At 70.3% G+C, this 16,098-nt stretch carries 16 protein-coding genes; 7 read left to right on the top strand and 9 right to left on the bottom strand.

The features are described 5' to 3' along the window. Window positions 1-13: 13 nt before the first annotated feature. The gene (locus BLV05_RS25920; protein WP_083421384.1) at window positions 14-1,207 is read left to right on the top strand and encodes an SPFH domain-containing protein; all 1,194 of its coding nucleotides are present in this window, start codon (window positions 14-16) and stop codon (window positions 1,205-1,207) included. Between the two features lie 316 nt (window positions 1,208-1,523). Here the strand turns inward: BLV05_RS25920 and BLV05_RS36045 are convergent, their stop codons facing one another. The 8 genes from BLV05_RS36045 to BLV05_RS25885 all read right to left on the bottom strand — a co-directional run bounded on the left by BLV05_RS36045 (window position 1,524) and on the right by BLV05_RS25885 (window position 10,346). Next, window positions 1,524-1,709: a hypothetical protein gene (locus BLV05_RS36045; RefSeq protein ID WP_152691169.1), complete on the bottom strand. Its 186-nt coding sequence runs from the start codon at window positions 1,707-1,709 to the stop codon at window positions 1,524-1,526. 90 nt (window positions 1,710-1,799) lie between these two features. Continuing rightward, window positions 1,800-3,455 carry an ABC transporter permease gene (locus BLV05_RS25915; protein WP_083421383.1) on the bottom strand — a complete coding sequence of 552 codons (1,656 nt, stop codon included), beginning with the start codon at window positions 3,453-3,455 and terminating at the stop codon, window positions 1,800-1,802. Next, entirely contained in the window at window positions 3,452-4,366 is a 915-nt protein-coding gene (locus BLV05_RS25910; protein WP_083421382.1) for an ABC transporter ATP-binding protein, read from the bottom strand. Before BLV05_RS25910 ends, BLV05_RS25915 begins: the two co-directional genes overlap by 4 nt. Before the next feature lie 95 nt (window positions 4,367-4,461). Then, a complete protein-coding gene (locus BLV05_RS25905) occupies window positions 4,462-5,151 on the bottom strand; it encodes a TetR/AcrR family transcriptional regulator (protein WP_046769778.1) in 690 nt (229 codons plus the stop codon). A gap of 118 nt (window positions 5,152-5,269) precedes the next feature. After that, complete coding sequence (locus BLV05_RS25900; RefSeq protein ID WP_172860699.1) at window positions 5,270-6,223, bottom strand: sigma-70 family RNA polymerase sigma factor; 954 nt, start codon at window positions 6,221-6,223, stop codon at window positions 5,270-5,272. 18 nt (window positions 6,224-6,241) lie between these two features. Then, a complete protein-coding gene (locus BLV05_RS25895) occupies window positions 6,242-7,441 on the bottom strand; it encodes an NAD(P)/FAD-dependent oxidoreductase (RefSeq protein ID WP_046769780.1) in 1,200 nt (399 codons plus the stop codon). A gap of 86 nt (window positions 7,442-7,527) precedes the next feature. Further along, window positions 7,528-9,090, bottom strand: a complete 1,563-nt coding sequence (locus BLV05_RS25890; protein ID WP_046769781.1) for an MFS transporter — start codon at window positions 9,088-9,090, stop codon at window positions 7,528-7,530. A 386-nt stretch (window positions 9,091-9,476) separates the two neighbouring features. Next, window positions 9,477-10,346: an SDR family NAD(P)-dependent oxidoreductase gene (locus BLV05_RS25885; protein ID WP_083421381.1), complete on the bottom strand. Its 870-nt coding sequence runs from the start codon at window positions 10,344-10,346 to the stop codon at window positions 9,477-9,479. Window positions 10,347-10,514: 168 nt separating this feature from the next. Between BLV05_RS25885 and BLV05_RS25880 the strand changes: the two genes are divergently transcribed. The 5 genes from BLV05_RS25880 to BLV05_RS25860 all read left to right on the top strand — a co-directional run bounded on the left by BLV05_RS25880 (window position 10,515) and on the right by BLV05_RS25860 (window position 14,543). Continuing rightward, the gene (locus tag BLV05_RS25880; RefSeq protein WP_083421380.1) at window positions 10,515-11,411 is read left to right on the top strand and encodes an RNA polymerase sigma-70 factor; all 897 of its coding nucleotides are present in this window, start codon (window positions 10,515-10,517) and stop codon (window positions 11,409-11,411) included. A gap of 123 nt (window positions 11,412-11,534) precedes the next feature. Further along, on the top strand, window positions 11,535-11,927 hold the full coding sequence (locus BLV05_RS25875) for an ABC transporter permease subunit (protein ID WP_046767518.1): 393 nt from the start codon (window positions 11,535-11,537) through the stop codon (window positions 11,925-11,927). Window positions 11,928-12,238: 311 nt separating this feature from the next. Then, a complete protein-coding gene (locus BLV05_RS25870; protein ID WP_046767519.1) occupies window positions 12,239-12,616 on the top strand; it encodes a YciI family protein in 378 nt (125 codons plus the stop codon). A 25-nt stretch (window positions 12,617-12,641) separates the two neighbouring features. Then, window positions 12,642-13,865 (top strand): RNA polymerase sigma factor, encoded by a 1,224-nt coding sequence (locus BLV05_RS25865; protein WP_046767520.1) that lies wholly within the window; start codon window positions 12,642-12,644, stop codon window positions 13,863-13,865. A gap of 219 nt (window positions 13,866-14,084) precedes the next feature. Continuing rightward, window positions 14,085-14,543 carry a hypothetical protein gene (locus tag BLV05_RS25860; protein WP_157524309.1) on the top strand — a complete coding sequence of 153 codons (459 nt, stop codon included), beginning with the start codon at window positions 14,085-14,087 and terminating at the stop codon, window positions 14,541-14,543. Between the two features lie 80 nt (window positions 14,544-14,623). Here the strand turns inward: BLV05_RS25860 and BLV05_RS25855 are convergent, their stop codons facing one another. Then, window positions 14,624-14,980, bottom strand: a complete 357-nt coding sequence (locus tag BLV05_RS25855; RefSeq protein ID WP_046767521.1) for a nuclear transport factor 2 family protein — start codon at window positions 14,978-14,980, stop codon at window positions 14,624-14,626. 103 nt (window positions 14,981-15,083) lie between these two features. On the opposite strand from BLV05_RS25855, the gene BLV05_RS25850 reads away from it, so the two are divergent. Further along, window positions 15,084-16,097 (top strand): RNA polymerase subunit sigma-70, encoded by a 1,014-nt coding sequence (locus tag BLV05_RS25850; protein ID WP_082155037.1) that lies wholly within the window; start codon window positions 15,084-15,086, stop codon window positions 16,095-16,097. Window position 16,098: the final 1 nt, after the last annotated feature.

The following is a 16,098-nucleotide window of genomic DNA, read 5'->3' as shown; positions in this document are numbered from 1 at the left end:
CGACGGAGGACACATGGAACTGCTGGTGCTCATCATCGTCCTCGCTGCCGTGGTGGCGTTCGGGGTCGCCTCGACGGTGCGGGTGGTGCCTCAGGCGCGCCGCTACAACGTCGAGCGATTCGGCCGCTACCGCACGACGCTGCAACCCGGGCTGAACTTCATCATCCCGATGGTCGACCGCATCAACACCAAGCTCGACGTGCGCGAGCACGTGTTCACGTCGCAGCCGCAGCCGGTGATCACTCAGGACAACCTGGTGGTGAACATCGACACGGTGCTCTACTACCAGATCACCGACCCCCGCGCGGCGGCCTACGAGGTGGCCAACTACCTGCAGGCCATCGATCAGCTGACCGTCACCACGCTGCGCAACGTCATCGGCAGCATGGACCTGGAGAGCACGCTCACCTCCCGTGAGGTGATCAACGCCCAGCTGCGGACGGTGCTCGACGACGCGACGGGGAAGTGGGGCATCCGGGTGAACCGGGTCGAGATCAAGGCGATCGATCCGCCGTCCACCATCAAGGAGGCCATGGAGAAGCAGATGCGGGCCGAGCGCGACAAGCGCGCCGTCATCCTGCACGCCGAGGGGGAGCGGCAGTCGAAGATCCTCACCGCCGAGGGGACCCGGCAGCAGGAGATCCTGGAGGCGCAGGGCAACCAGCAGGCGATGATCCTGCGTGCCGACGGCGAGGCGCGCGCCATCGAGCGGGTCTTCCAGGCGGTGCACCAGAACGACGCCGACCCGAAGGTGCTGGCCTACAAGTACCTCGAGACGCTGCCGCACCTCGCCGGCGGCGAGAACAACACGTTCTGGGTCATCCCCGGCGAGTTCACCGAGGCGATCCGCACGGTCACCAGCGCCTTCGGCGACCACTCCGGCTCGGGCGCCGCTCAGGCGTCCGGCAACCACGACGGCAGCCATGACGGCGACGGTGACGGCGACGGCAGGGCGCCGGCCGAGCTCGACCACGACGAGCACCGGGAGCTGACGGCAGGGGGCGTGCCCTCCGGTGATGCCGCCGCCGCGGCGCATCAGGTCGCCCAGCAGGCCGCGGCCGCCGTCGAGGACGCCAAGGCCGAGGCCGCGGCGGCCGAGAGCGGCATTGGCACAGGCCGCGCCGGCGTTCGCGCAGCGAGGGTGGCCGGCCGCCCACATGGGGATGAGCCGGCCGTCTCCGCCCCGGATGAACGCTCAGATGGCTGAGGCGAGGTTCGAGGTCGGGATGCTCGTCAGACCGGTGGGGGTGCTGGCAACAGAGATGGTTGATGAGGACCCTACCCGCCCTGATCCTCGTGCCGTTGTCGGTCAGGTCCTCATAGCCCTGGACCGCAACGGTGACGTGCATGTGGAATTTCCGCGGACGGGCGTTGGAGTATTCCGGCCTGACGAGCTTGAGATCGTCGACGACCCGTCGCGGGATGAGGCACAGACTGCGACGTGCTGGGATCCACCGCGTGGCGCGTGTGCTCTGGTCAGAGGATGCTCCAGGCAGGGTCCGAGCCGGTGGCATCTCCGCTGGTCACCGGACGAGCCGGAATTTCCATGATCGTTGCGCCGCCATTGTCGGGGGCGCCTCGTTCCGCACGGTGAGTAGCGCCACCATGCTCGCCATCAGGATGAGCAGCAGGATGGCGATCACCTTCGGTGGCGAACCGGGCTGGATCAGCCACCGACGCAGCGGAGCCATCACGTGGCGTTCAGGCATTGGTGCCCCCCTGGCCGTCTGTTCGGCCACACCGTAGGCATCCGGTGTGGCCGAACACCACCACTTGTCCTGACCGCCATCCGGTGGCCGTCAGTTGATCGGGATGTCGCGGCGGCGCATCCCGGCGAGCCCGGCCCAGGAGAATGCCGCAGCTATTGTCAGCAGGATGAGCACCGGGACGGGTTCGAAGTCGCCGGCCGGGAGTTCGGGGACATGCCCGAACGGTGACAGGTTCCTGGTCCAGTCGGGGAACTGCAGGATCTGTCCCATGTAGACGATGGCGATCGCGTAGGCGGGGACGAGCCAGGTCAGCGGGCTCAGTCGTGGTGCCAGGCCGACGACGGCCATCGCGAAGCCGGCAGCGACCCAGATCGCTGGGAGCTGCACGAGGCCGGCGGCGAGCATGTCGCCGATCCAGGCGGTGTCGTCGGTGGCGATTGCGGTGGAGACGCCGAAGCCGAGCCCGGCCAGCACCATGCTGACGGCGCTGCCGCCGAAGGCCATGGTGAGGTGGCTGGCGGCCCAGCGGCCGCGGGAGACCGCCGTGGCCAGGATCGGTTCCGCGCGCCCGGCGGTCTCCTCCGCCCGCAGCCGCAGTACCGCGAGGACGGCCTGGATGGAGGCGAGCATGCCGGTGAGGCTGAGCACGGTGACCAGCCACGACTCGATCAGTGTGGCACCGGCGATGTCGCGGATCAGGTCCTCGAACGAGGAGATCTGGTCGAACATGCCCTGGATGCTGTCGACCAACGATCCGTAGGTGACCGCGAGGACGAGCAGCCCGATGGACCACGCGATGAGGCTGGCGCGTTGCAGCCTGAACGCGAGCCCGAGCGGGCCGCTCAACGCTGGTGAGGCGGTGGGGGAGCCGAGCCGGGCCGGACGCAGACCGGCGCCGACGTCGCGGTGCACGCTCAATGTGTAGGCGACGGTGGCCAGCAGGACGGTCAGGGCGACCATGAGCAGCAGCGGCCACCACCGCTGGTCGGCGGCGAAGGACCGGGTGGCCTGGCCCCAGTACAGCGGCGACACCCACGACAGGCCGCTCGCGGCGACGTCGCCGACCGCCCGGATCGCGTAGGTCACGCCGAGCACCGCCAGCGCCATCCCGGACGCGCCGCGGGCGTATTCGGTGATCTGGCTGGTGACCGCGGCGACCGCGGTGAACACCAGACCGGCGGCGACCAGGCCGACACCGAACAACAGGGAACCCTCACCGGAGACGCCGTCGGCGCCGGAGCCGCTCAGCCCGGCGGCGATGAGCAGTCCGGTGACGGCGTTGGCGCCGCCGACGACGAGGAACGCCGCGGTCAGCTGGGCGTGGCGGCCCAGGACGTTCGAGCGGACGAGTTCGGCGCGGCCGGTCTCTTCCTCGGCGCGGGTGTGGCGGACGAACAGCAGGATGCTCATCAGTCCCAGCAGGATCGCCATGAAGACGTACATCTGGTGGCCGGTCATCACGCCGTAGGTGTAGTCGTCGCGGCTGTAGATGCGGCCCACCATGGCGGTGACCGCCGGCAGGCTGGACAGGTCCGCCGCCGTCGCGCGGTCCGCGGCGGTCGGGTAGGTCTGCTCGAAGCTGCCCACCGTGCCGACCCCGAAGAGTGTCAGCGCGGCGATCCATACTGGCAGGCGGACGCGGTCGCGGCGCAGCATGAACCGGGTCAGCGTCCAGGTGCCGGCCAGTGTGCTCCGCGATCTCGACGATGACCTGGCCTGCGTGGGCAGCGTGGTGGCGGTGCTCATCGCGCACCCCCGGCCCCGTTGCCGGCGAGCTCGTCGCCGTAGTGGCGCAGCATGAGCTCCTCGAGCGTGGGCGGGCGGCTGGTGATGCTGCGCACGCCCAGGTCACCGAGCCGGCGGATCACCGTATCGAGGTGCTCGCTGTCGACGTCGAAGCGTGCCCGGCCGTTCTCGTCGTGGAAGTCGTGCACCCCGGGCAGCTCCGCCAGCGTGTCCGCCGGTCGCAGCGTGTCGGCCTCGATGGTGGTGCGGGTCAGGTGCCGCATCTGCGCGAGGGTGCCGGTCTGGACGACCTCGCCGCGGCGGATGATGCTGATGGTGTCGCACAGCTTCTCGACCTGGGCGAGGATGTGGCTGGACAGCAGCACGGTGCGCCCGTCGTTCTTGGCCTGGGCGATGAGCTGCTGGAACACCGTCTCCATGAGCGGGTCCAGGCCCGCGGTGGGTTCGTCGAGGATGAGAAGGTCCATGTCGGAGGCGAGCGCGGCGATGATGGCGACCTTCTGCCGGTTGCCCTTGGAGTAGGTGCGGGCCTTCTTGGAGGGGTCCAGGTCGAAGCGTTCGATCAGGTCGCGGCGGCGGTCGGGGTCCAGGCCGCCGCGCAGCCGGGCCATCAGGTCGATGGCCTCGCCGCCGGTGAGGTTGGGCCACAGCTCGACGTCACCGGGGACGTAGGCGAGCCGGTGGTGCAGCTCGACGGCGTCATCCCATGGGTCGCCACCGAGCACGACGGCGCGGCCGGCGTCGGCACGGAGCAGCCCGAGCAGGATCCGGATGGTGGTCGACTTGCCGGCGCCGTTCGGGCCGAGGAAGCCGTGGACCTCGCCGGTCTCGACACTCAGGTCGAGTCCGTCGAGTGCGGTGACGGTTCCGAAGGACTTGCGCAGTTGCTGGATCTGGATGGCAGGAGTCATCGGGCTACCTCGATGCGTGAACCCCAGCCCATGGCCGGGGAAGAGAAGATCGTGACGGATGAAAGGGCCCCGAGGTGCGGGGCGTGCGTCAGTGGCTAGCTCGCGGCCGTGGCCGCGTCGCCTGCCGGTGGCGGATCCGGCACGTACATGAGGTAGTCGTCCAGCATGGAGCGGTCGACGAACAGGCCCTGGCTGAACAGTTCCAGCGCCGGCAGGGTGATCTGCTCGGAGTAGCGGCGGAACGCCGCGGCGAAGTCGTCCGGGTGATCGTCGAGGTGCATCGTGGCCCACAGCAGCAGGCCGCCAATGTTCTGGTAGGCGAGGAACCGCGTGCGCGCCTCCGGGTCGCGGCTGGGGAGGATCACGCCCGCCGCGACGCCCGCCGCCAGATACTCCTGCGCGTCGGCCAGCATCTGCTCGACCAGCTCCGACGCCAGCGCGCCACCGGCCTGCAGGCTGCGCAGCAGGTACCGGGCCATCGGCGCGAACTGCTCCACCTCGGCCAGCTGCGCGAACAGCATCGCGGCGGTGCCGGTCGTCACGGCCTTGGTCTTCTCGGCGCGGATGACCGCCAGGACCTGCGCATCGCACTCGCGTCGCAGGCCGTCCTTCGAGCCGAAGTGGTGCACGATCAGTCCCGCGGTCACGCCGGCGTCCGCGGCGAGTGCTCGCAGCCCCACGGCGAAACCGTCGCGACCGAACCGCGCGATCGCGGCGTCGCGGATCCGCTCGGCCGTCTCCACGCCGGCGGGCCGGGCCTCTCGCTTCGCGCTCGTGTCGCGCACGCCTCTGATTAAACATGTGTTCAATCAGGCGCACAAGGACCCCTGCGCAGCAGCTGTCGTCAGTAGCCCAAATCGAGACACGGGACGAGCTGCGCCTGGCCGCGCCCGGCGCTTGGGGTTACCACTGGGTGACGATCGGTAGGTCCGGTTCGTGCTGCCGCCAGGCTTCGGTGAGGCGGATGAGTTGGGTGGGGGCGGCGACGCCGCAGACGGCGGCGATCCTGCCGCCGGTGAGATCGAACGTCACGGCGCCGACGACGTGGTCGCCGAGCACGAAGAGGATGGCAGGGGAGCGGTTGACGAGCGCGTAGTGGACGGCGGGCGTGCCGCCGGCGAACCGCCGTTTCGCGGCTGTGGGTGCGAATCCGGCCCGGGCGATGGCGGCGATGCGTTGCGGCGTGTCGTATCGCAGTAGCGTCGCGGTCAGGCCGGCGCCGTCGGAGATCGCCGTCGCGTCGTCGGTGAGTAGCGCCACCAGTGGTTCGGTGCGGCCCGAGGCGGCGGCGGTGAAGAACTCCTCGACGATCCTGCGGGCGGATGCCGGGTCGACGTCGACGCCGCGGGGTCGCGATGTGCTGATGCGGCGCCTGGCCCGGTGGAGGTGCTGCTGGCTGGCGGATTCGGTGACGTCGAGGATCTCGGCGATCTCGGCGTGGCCGTAGGAGAACGCTTCGCGTAGGACGTAGACGGCCCGTTCGACGGGTGACAGGTGCTCCATGAGCGTCAGCACGGCCAGGGAGACCGATTCGCGCTGCTCGTAGGTGTCGGCCGGGCCGAGCATCGGGTCGCCGTCGAGCAGTGGTTCGGGCAGCCAGGCACCGGCGGTGCGTTCGCGGCGGGCCTGCGCCGAGCGGAGCCGGTCGAGGCACAGGTTGGTGACGACCTTGGTCAGCCACGCTTCCGGGACCTTGATCCGCTGCCGGTCGGCGGCCTGCCAGTGCAGGTATGCATCCTGCACGGCGTCCTCGGCGTCGGCGGCGGAACCCAGCAGCCGGTAGGCCAGTGAGGCCAGCCGGTTGCGGCTGGCTTCGAACCGGCCGGTGCCGAAGCGATCGATGGCGGTGCCGTCCATGCGGACCAACGTAGACGGCTACGCGACCGTCGTGTGGGCGTCGTTCGATGGGGTGGCCAGGCGACGCCGGCGCTTGGGCAGGCCGAACGCCGTCGGGTGCATGGTGCCCAGCAGCGCGCCCCGCTGGACGCCGGCCTTGATCTGCCTGGCCATCCGCCCGCCGACGAATCTCCGCCGCGGCTGCGCGGCGCCGTCGATCAGCTGCAGGATCCCGTCGCGCCGTCCGAGGCTGATGGCGTTGTTCCAGTAGACGAGTTTGACGTTCGCGATGTCGCGGCCGGTCAGGCGTCCCACGATCGCCTCGATGGCCTGGCGGCCGGTGTAGCCGGCCGAGCCGCAGTTCATCGGCAGCTGCCGGCCGTTGTCGCCGATGGTGTGGACGCTGTCGCCGATGGCGTAGACGTCCGGGTTCGAGACCGACCGCATGGTGCGGTCGACGACGATCTGACCGTGCTCGGTGACCTCGAGCCCGGCGGCGGCGGCGATGGGGCTGACCGCGAACCCGCCCGTCCAGACCGTCGCGTCGGAGGCCAGGACGGCGCCGTCGGCGCACCGCACCCGGGTGGCCTCGACCGCGTCTACCCTCGTGTGCTCGACGACGGTGATGCCCAGCCGCGCGCAAGCCCGGCGCAGATGGGTGCGCGCACCGGTGCAGAGCCGGGCGCCCAGCTCGCCGCGGGCCAGCAGCGACACCGACAGCCCGATCCGGGCCTCGGCGATCTCGGTGGCGGTCTCGATGCCGGTCAACCCGTCGCCGACGACCAGCACCCGTCCGCCGTCGCCCCGCCGCTCCAGCTCGTCCAGGCGTTCGCGCAGCCGCAGCGCCGAGGGCCGCCCGGCGACGTCGAAGGCATGCTGGGCCACGCCGGGGACGATGTGGTCGGCGACGTGGCTGCCGAGCGCGTACACGAGCGAGTCGTAGCCGACCTCGCCGCCGCCCTCGGCGTCGGCCACCGCGACGACCCGGCGCTCCGGGACGATCGCGGTGACCCGGGCCAGCCGCACCTGGATCGTCGTGCCCGCGAAGACCTCGGTCAGCTGCGGAGCCGCGACCTCGCGGCCGGCCGCCAGCTGGTTCAGCCGCTGCCGCTGCACGAACTCCGGCGCGGCGTTGACCACTGTGATCTCGGTGTCCGTCGGTGACAACCGGCCGGCCAGGTTCCCGGCCACGTAGGCCCCGGCATAGCCCGCGCCGAGAACGACGATGCGATGCTTCATGCGATGCTCCTGTCGGTCCCGCTGCTCTTCGTGACCTTGAGCGGGACAGCGCCCCGATTCCTGACAGGACCAGCAGGTGACGTGCGTCACACCTCGGTGGCGCGGGTGGCGTCCTTCGGACCGCGCAGGGCGATGTAGAGGGCGAGCACGGCCATGACGGCGACACCGACCCACATGGATTGCTGCCATCCGTCCACGTAGGACTGTCTCGCGGCGTCGAGGAGGTATTGCGTGTCCGTGCCAGCGCTGGCCGATGCCTCGACGGCGTTGGCGATGCCCTCCCGCGCGGTGGCCGCGGTCGCCGTGGGCACGCCGTCCAGCCGGTCGTCGATGGCGTCGCGGTAGCCGGCCGTGAGGATCGCCCCCAGCGCGGCGACGCCGAGCGCGGTGCCGAACTCGCGGGTGACGTCGTTGAGGGCCGAGGCGACACCCTGCTTCGCGCGCGGCAGGGAAAGGGTGATGGCCTCGGTGGATGGCACCATGGCCAGGCCCATGCCGATGCCCATGACGATGATGCCGGGCAGGATCGACAGGTAGCCGCCGTCGACGGAAACGGACAGGGCCATGAGCGTGAGTCCGGCAGCGGTCAACGCGACTCCGGCGGTCATGGTCGGCCGGGCCCCGATCCGCGAAGCCATCCTCGGGGCCAGCCCGGAGGCCGTCATCATCGCGGCGGCCATCGGCATCAGCGCCGCCGCGGACAGCAACGCCGACCAGTCGAGAACGGCCTGGAAGAACGGGAAGAGCACCACGAAGATGCCTGACTGAACACCGAAGACCGCCACCAGGGTGGTCGAGCCGCCGGCAAGGCCGCGTTCGCGGAACAGGCGCACGTCCAGCAGTGCGGCGTCTTTGCGGCGCAACTCCCAAGACACGAAGCCGACCGTGGCGACGACGCCGACGGCCAGGCTGGTCAGCGTCGCCGGTGCGGTCCAGCCGCGCTCCGGCCCCTCCTGGAGGACGAAGATGAGGCCGACGACGGCGACGACGGAGACGAGTGCGCCGATGGTGTCGAAGGCGTGGGCGGACCGCTCGCGGGAGTTGGGAACCGACCTCAGCGTCATGGCCAGGGCGAGGACCACCAAGGCGATGGGCAGGGCGAACAGCCAGCGCCAGTCGGCCACGTCGATGAGAAGGGCGGACAGGAACATGCCGAGGATGCCGCCGCCTCCGGCGACGGCGGTCCACACGCCGATCGCCTTGCCACGCTGATCCTCGGGGAACGTGGAGGTGATCACGGCCAGGGTGACGGGCATGATGATGGCTGCCCCGACACCGTTGGCCACGCGCGCTGTGAGCATGAATTCAGCGGTCGGCGCGAGGGCGGCGACAACGCTCGCGACGCCGAACACGGCCAACCCGGCGATCAGCGTCGGCCTGCGACCCAGGCGGTCACCGATCGCGCCGAGCGGCAGCAGCAGTGCGGACAGCGCGAGGGTGTAGATGTTGATGATCCACAAGACCGTGGATTGCGTGGTCTCCAAGTCGACGGCTATGCGTGTCTGCGCGACGTTGAGCCCGGACACCGAGGCGATGACGGCCATCAGTGCCATCGAGACGGCGATCAGGATCGTGCGCAGCTGGCGCGCGTCCGGCGCGCCCGGGCCGGACCCGTCAGCGGGTACTGCCTGTACATGGTTCGTGCTCATGTGGGTTGAGCGGAACGACGCCCCGATAGCTGACAGGAGCGGCCTATGGCGTGCGTCACAGGAGTGGCTCAAGCCACGGTGGGGTCCGGGGTCGTGCACGGTCGTGCCGTGGGCCTCGACGGCGAGGTCCTGCCAATCCGCCCAGGTCTTGAGCCGGTCGGCGTAGACCCTTCGGCACGATCTGGTGGCCCTGAGGACCGAGGAACACCGGCAACGGCGGGTGCTCGGCCTCGACGATCGTGACCAGCGCCTGGGCCGCGGCGGCTTGTCGCCGCCGGGCGGCTTGTCCACGAACGCGGCAATGCGCTCGCGGATGCCGTCGTAGATCGGGTCCCAGATGGCGTGCGCCCGCAATCATCGATGGGCCCGAAGCCGCCCGGGAACGACTACGTCCGGCGTGGCTGGTGTTCGCGGGAGGTCCGGGCGCCGGTGTTGGCGAGGGCGGCGACCGTGTCATCGCCCGTGGCGGGGTCGTCGGTATCGCTTCGCAGTTCGATGCCGCCGGCCAGCCAGCCGCCGTCGATGGTGAAGACGCTGCCGGTGATGAACGAGGCGTTCTCGCCGGCCAGGAACGCGACCAGGTGGGCGACCTCGTCGGCCTGCCCGGGCCGGCCCAGGGGGAACCGGCTGCTGACGTCGAGTTCCTCGCCCATCCTCCGTAGCAGCTCGTTGCTGGCGATGAAGCCCGGGCAGATCGCGTTGACCCGGATGCCGGCCGGCCCCAGCTCCAGTGCGGCCGACTTCACCAGCCCGATCACGCCGTGCTTGGACGCGGAGTACGCCGCCGACATCCGCACACCGGTCAGCCCGGCCGCCGACGCCGTGACCACGACCGAGCCGCCGCCCGCGGCGCGCATCGCCCGTCCCGTCGCCTGCAGACCGAGCAGCACACCGCGCAGGTTCACCGCCATCGTGTGGTCCCACTCCTCCAGCGGGTAGTCCAGGACGCCGGCCCAGTGCCCCGTCGCGGCGTTGAGGTGCGCGATGTGCACGGCGCCGTAGCGGTTCACCGTCTCGCGCACCATCGCGGCGTTGTCCTCCGGCGACGCCACGTCGACGCGCAGCCCGAAGGCCTTGCCGCCCGCGGCCGTGATCCGCTCGGCCGTCCGCTCGACGCCGTCGGCACGACGTCCGGCGCAGCACACCCGCGCGCCCAGCGCTGCCAGCGTCACCGTCGTCGCCGCGCCGATTCCGGACCCGGCCCCGGTCACGACCGCGACCCGTCCCGCCAGCGAGGCCGGCCCTGGCTCCGTCATCCGTCACTCCGCTCGTCGCCGTTGTCATTGCCGGTCATGAGATGCCCGCACCCGGCCGGGTGTGACAGGCACGGCACTGTGACGCGGGTCATCGCCGCGGTGATGTCACAAACCGATGGCGCGCGGCATCTTGTGAGTGATGGCGAAGCGCGGCGAGACGGGAGACCCATGGGCGACGACGGCGGGGCGGACGCCGCGACCGAGGTGTTCGTCGCCCACCGCAACCTGCTCTTCACCGTCGCCTATGAGCTGCTCGGCTCGGCCGCCGACGCGGAGGACGTGCTGCAGGAGACGTGGCTGCGGTGGGCCGGCGTCGACCTGAGCACGGTGCGGGACCAGCGCGCCTATCTGGTCCGGATCGCCGCCCGGCAGGCGCTGGCCCGGCTGCGCGTCGTCGGCCGGCGCAAGGAGTCCTATGTCGGCCCGTGGCTGCCCGAGCCGTTGCTGACCGCGCCCGACGTCGCCGACGACGTCGAGCTGGCGGATAGCCTGTCGATGGCGATGCTGCTGGTCCTGGAGACGCTCACCCCGACTGAGCGGGCCGTGTTCGTGCTGCGCGACGTGTTCGACCTGGCCTACGACGAGATCGCTGCGGCCGTCGACAAGAACCCCGCCGCGGTGCGCCAGATCGCCCACCGCGCGCGGGCGCACGTCGCCGCGCGCCGGCCGCGTGGAACGGTCAGCTCCGCCGAGACCCGGGCCGCGCTCGCGGCCTTCCAGCGTGCGATCGAGACGGGCGACCTGCGGATCCTGTTCGACATCCTCGCGCCGGACGTCGTCGCTATGAGCGACGGCGGCGGCGTCAAGCAGTCGATGCAGCGGCCCACGGTGGGTGCTGACAAGGTGGCTCGCCTGTGGGCGACCGGCCTGAACCGGCTCGGTGCCGCCATGTCGGCCGAGCCGGCGCAGGTCAACGGCTACCCCGGCCTGATCGTGCGGGTCGACGGCGAGCTCGACGGCGTCGTCGCGGTGCGGGTCGAGGACGGCCTCGTCACCGGGCTCTACTACGTGCGCAACCCCGACAAGCTCTCGCGGGTGGAGCGCGAGACCGCGGTGAGCCGCTGAAACAGCCATCGGCCGCCGAACCATCGGCCACCCGGCAGATGCTCTGGCGCTGGTGCTGGCGGCGCTGGCGTCGATCGTGGTCGTCGCCGAGCGGCCGTCCGTCGCCGGGCCGCCCGCGGCGGGGTGGCCGCGGTCCGGGCGGCGGCGCTGGAAGGGGTCTCCTACCTCGGCCACGCGCTGCCCGGGATCGTGGTCGGGCTGTCGCTGGTCTTCTCCCCGCGGGTGGTCCCCGGCCTCTACCAGAGCGCCGCCGTGCTGTGCTTCGCCTACGCGGTGTTGTTCCTGCCCAAGGCGATCGGGGCGACCCGCGCCGCCGTCGAGCGCACGCCGCCCGCCGCCGAGGAAGTGGCCCGCACGCTGGGCCGCTCCGCGCTGAGCACCTGGTCGGCGGTCACGATGCGGCACGCCGCGCCCGGCAGAGTCCGGGAGGAACCTCGCTCGTTGACGTGGCGGTGGGCGATGCGGGTGGCGGGGCCTGACGAAGCTCGCGAGCTCGAGCCAGGTTCCTGCGGGTGAACGCCGGCGGCGACCCGGCCGATTCCGTCGTCGACACCGCCCTGAGATCCAGGGCACGCTCTTTGCGGCTGGGTCGCGAACGCCGGTCCGCGGTGGCTCGCCGCTGCCGCTCTCACCGTTGCGGGTGCCGGTCCGCTCGCAGGCATCGCACGATGCCACCGCGCCCGTCGCTGACCCGTTGGACGCGCACGACTCCGTGGGGCCGAGAATGCGCAGTCGTAGTCTTCGGACTGGGTGTCCTGATCGGCATGCTCCCGTTCGTCAGTAGGTCGGAGAGGGAAGCGCCAGCGTCAATGTGGTTGGGAGTTCGGATGAACCAGTACCTGTTGTCGGTGTACGAGGTGCAGGGCAGGGTCGAGGGAGCCCCGGCGACGCCGGAGGAGATGCAGTCGTTCATGGCTCGGGTGGTCGCGCTGGAGGAGGAGATGGAGGCTGCTGGTGCCTTCGTGTTCGGCGGGGCACTGCACGGCCCGGACGTTGCTACCGTGGTGAGTGCCGGCACCGGCCTGGACAAGGTCATGACCGACGGTCCCTTCACGGAGGCCAAGGAGCACATCGGCGGCTTCTACATCATCAACTCCGAGAGCCTGGACCATGCCCTGGAGTGGGCGGGCAAGGTCGTGGACGCGACCAACCACGCCGTCGAGGTCCGGCCGTTCCGGGCCACCGGCCGCGTCCAACCGGCGTAACAGCCCGTGGCTCGGACCTGAGTGGATGAACGAGGTCGAGCGTGCGTTCCGTGCGGCCCATGGTCGTGCGGTGGCGACGCTGGTCCGCGTCTTCGGTGACATCTCGCTCGCCGAGGACGCGGTCCAGGACGCGTTCGTCGCCGCTTTGGACAGGTGGCCGAGGGACGGGATCCCCGACAATCCGGCGGGATGGATCGTGACGACTGCCCGTAACCGCGCGACCGATGTCGTACGACGCAATCAGCGTGGCCGGGAGCTGTACCAGCAGCTGGCCGCAGCAGCGGCGAGCGAGCTCGCCGCAGCTCCAGGTGGGGACCTCGGTCTGAGCCGTGATGACCAGCTCCGGCTCATCTTCACGTGTTGCCACCCGGCGATCAGCGTGGAGCACCAGGTGGCGCTCACGCTGCGACTGATCGGTGGGCTGTCCCTGGGTGAGGTGGCTCGCGCGTTCGTGGTGAGCGAGGCGACCATGGCCAAACGGCTGGTGCGCGCCAAGTACAAGATCAAGGCGGCGAACATTCCCTACCGTGTGCCCGGTGAGGCGGAACTCCCCGCGAGGCTACGCGCAGTGCTGTCGGTCCTGTACCTGATCTACAACGCGGGCGCCGACGGCCAGGAAGCGCGCGCTGATCTTCGTCGTGAGGCGATCCGTTTGACGCGACTACTGGCGGCGTTGATGCCGGACGAGCCCGAGGCGCTCGGTCTGCTCGCGCTGATGCTGCTGTGCGAGTCCCGGGTCCCGGCGCGCAGTGGCAGCGGCATCGTTCTCCTGCGCGACCAGGACCGATCACTGTGGGATCGAACGCTCATCGCGGACGGACACCGGCTGGTGCTGGCCTGCATCCAACGGGGTCGGATGGGACCGTTCCAGCTCCAGGCCGCGATCCACGGGGTCCACTGTGCGGCCGTCACGTACGACGTCACCGACTGGCCGGCGATCGTCCGGCTCTACGACCGGCTGGTGGCGATCATGCCGACCCCGGTCGTGGCACTGAACCGCGCCATCGCCGTAGCCGAGACCGAAGGGCCCGCGACCGCCCTTGTTTTGCTGGACGGGATAGCGGACGACCTCGACGGCTACCACCTGCTGCACGCGTCCCGGGCGGCGATGCTGGAGCGCCTCGGACGGACCGCGGAGGCGGCCGAGGCCTACGCCCGCGCCGCGGAACTGGCGCCCACCCAACCCGAACTCGAGTTCCTGGCCAGTAGACGCGACCACCTCGTCACAGCCGGCCGACCGTCTCGGTGAACGCTTCCCGATGGCGCGGGTCGTTGATGGAGCGCCGCTCGCCGAACTGCCCGTTCTTGGATCTTCGCGACGACGATCCGCCAGGATCTCACGGCCTCGGGTTCCTCATCGGCCGTGACCTCGACGACGGGTGGTTCCAGCGGAGCAGGGCGTGGCGTCGATGAGCGGCCCGACGCGGGCCTGACGAGTTTGGCCCAGCCTGGATTGGTGCGAGGTCAGATGCCGGCCTGGCCCGGATGTCATCGAACCGGCGATGATTTCCTGGATGTGCTGGCATCGACCAGTACATGGCGCGGAATGGGGCGGGTCGTCCGCACGGGACGTCGTGGAAGGGAGCAAGCGGTGGTGGATCGGACTGCCGGTGCGCTGTATGAGGACATCGAGGACCGGTTGCTCGCCGACCGCGGGGTCGAGCGGTCGACGATGATGGGTTTCCCGTGCCTGAGGTTGCGGGGCCGGTTCTTCGCCTCGTTCGATGCCCAGGCGGATGCCCTGGTGATCAAGCTGCCGCGGCAGCGTGTTCGCGAGCTGATCGGCGAGGGCCTCGGTGAGCCGTTCGCTCCCGCGGGGCGGGTGTTTCGTGAGTGGGTGTCGTTGCCGATCGCCAGCGTGGACGCATGGGACCAGTTGGCCGACGAGGCCCGCAGGTTCGCGCGGCTCCACGAGTCCGCCTCATGAGCGTTCACCTGGCCGGTCATCGATGCAGGGGCTGCATGGGTCGGGCTCGCGTGGTGACGAGCCCGACCCGCGGACAGTGTTCAGCTGGCCATCACCTTGCGCAGCGACTCGGCGTCGTAGATCAGTTCACCTCGCACGATCTGCCCGTCCTCCACCTCGAGGATCTCGGCCGAGGTGAGGACTTCCCCGGGCAGCATGGCCATCTGCCAGTCGACGATCGAGCAGATGGTCGATCCGTCGGTGAACTGACGCCGCACCTCGAACGCGGTGACGGCTGCGCCGGCCTCGGCGGCCATCTGCGTGAACCCGGCGGCGTCGGTGAAGCTGACGATCGGGCCCTTGAAGACCATGTCATCGGCCAGCGGGACCCCGGTCATGTCTCCCTTCTTGTTCTTCCAGGCGTCGTAGTAGACGCCGATGACTCGCGTCGCGTCCATGACAGTGCTCCTTCAGCAAGTGATGTGGTGTGGACGACGCGTTTGATGCCGCGACGACGCGACATTCATCGCCCGCGCCGCTGCACCCCGAGAGGTGAGACCAGTGGTCCCAGCTGACCAGTCGACGTCCTTCGCTGCCGCGCGTGACGGCGACGGACATGCCTTCGCCGAACTGGTGGGACCACACCGAGGCGGGATCCACTTGCACTGCTACCGCATGCTGGGGTCTTTCCATGACGCCGAGGAGGCGACGCAGGAGACGCTGCTGCGCGCCTGGTCAGCGTTGGGGAGCTACGAGGCGCGGGCGCCGTTCTCGCACTGGCTGTACCGGATCGCGACCACCACCTGCCTGATGATGATCCGGGCCGCGGGACGCCGGCCACAGCTCGTGGAAGACCTCGCTCACCTGCAGCCGTACCCCGACCGGCTCCTCGACGCCCTGCCGGCCGCGAGCCTCGATCCGGCGCGCGAGGCCGAACAGCGCGAGAGCGTGACACTCGCCTTCGTGTCCGCCCTGCAACTCCTGCCAGCGACTCAGCGGGCAGCGGTCATTTTGAAGGACGTCCTGGCCTTCAGCAGCGCCGAGATCGCCGAGGCTCTCGACACGAGTGTGGCCACGGTCAACAGCGGCCTGCAACGGGCACGAACGAGGCTGCGTGGCGCTGGCCCGGGAGCCGGCCGCGAGCTGACACCGGCCGACGTCACCGTCCTGGAGCGGTTCTTGGACGCCTGGTCGCGCCGCGACATCGACTGCCTCATCACCCTGCTCAGCGAGGATGCTGTGCTGCGCATGCCGCCGGAACCGCTCGCGCTACATGGCCCCGACGAGATCATGGCCTTCCTGTCCACGGTCCCGGCCGGTGGTCGCCTCGACCTCATCCCGCTCATCGTCACAGCCGCCAATGGACAGACCGCCCTGGCGGCCTACGGACCCGACGACGACGGGGACGTCGCGGCGTACGGCGTCATGGTCCTGGACCTGCGCGACGGATCGGTGGCCGGCATCACCGGGTTCGCCGACGCCACCCTCTTCCCGGCATTCGGGCTACCCCACGAGTTCGACCGCACAGCCACCAATGGCGGCTACCCGAGTACGCGCACGAGGAGTACGCGATGAG

The organism is Jiangella alkaliphila (assembly GCF_900105925.1).
GTDB classification, from domain to species: Bacteria; Actinomycetota; Actinomycetes; order Jiangellales; family Jiangellaceae; genus Jiangella; species Jiangella alkaliphila.
The sequence above is the reverse complement of the archived record's forward strand: the minus strand, read 5'-3'. Positions and strand labels throughout refer to the sequence as shown.

Excerpts from the sequence above, each read along its gene's own strand:
- BLV05_RS25920 (WP_083421384.1), top strand. The coding sequence starts at position 14 with ATGGAACTGCTGGTGCTCATCATCGTCCTCGCTGCCGTGGTGGCGTTC.
- BLV05_RS36045 (WP_152691169.1), bottom strand. The coding sequence starts at position 1,709 with ATGCCTGAACGCCACGTGATGGCTCCGCTGCGTCGGTGGCTGATCCAG.
- BLV05_RS25915 (WP_083421383.1), bottom strand. The coding sequence starts at position 3,455 with ATGAGCACCGCCACCACGCTGCCCACGCAGGCCAGGTCATCGTCGAGA.
- BLV05_RS25910 (WP_083421382.1), bottom strand. The coding sequence starts at position 4,366 with ATGACTCCTGCCATCCAGATCCAGCAACTGCGCAAGTCCTTCGGAACC.
- BLV05_RS25900 (WP_172860699.1), bottom strand. The coding sequence starts at position 6,223 with ATGGACGGCACCGCCATCGATCGCTTCGGCACCGGCCGGTTCGAAGCC.
- BLV05_RS25895 (WP_046769780.1), bottom strand. The coding sequence starts at position 7,441 with ATGAAGCATCGCATCGTCGTTCTCGGCGCGGGCTATGCCGGGGCCTAC.
- BLV05_RS25890 (WP_046769781.1), bottom strand. The coding sequence starts at position 9,090 with ATGAGCACGAACCATGTACAGGCAGTACCCGCTGACGGGTCCGGCCCG.
- BLV05_RS25885 (WP_083421381.1), bottom strand. The coding sequence starts at position 10,346 with ATGACGGAGCCAGGGCCGGCCTCGCTGGCGGGACGGGTCGCGGTCGTG.
- BLV05_RS25880 (WP_083421380.1), top strand. The coding sequence starts at position 10,515 with ATGGGCGACGACGGCGGGGCGGACGCCGCGACCGAGGTGTTCGTCGCC.
- BLV05_RS25870 (WP_046767519.1), top strand. The coding sequence starts at position 12,239 with ATGAACCAGTACCTGTTGTCGGTGTACGAGGTGCAGGGCAGGGTCGAG.
- BLV05_RS25865 (WP_046767520.1), top strand. The coding sequence starts at position 12,642 with ATGAACGAGGTCGAGCGTGCGTTCCGTGCGGCCCATGGTCGTGCGGTG.
- BLV05_RS25860 (WP_157524309.1), top strand. The coding sequence starts at position 14,085 with ATGCCGGCCTGGCCCGGATGTCATCGAACCGGCGATGATTTCCTGGAT.
- BLV05_RS25855 (WP_046767521.1), bottom strand. The coding sequence starts at position 14,980 with ATGGACGCGACGCGAGTCATCGGCGTCTACTACGACGCCTGGAAGAAC.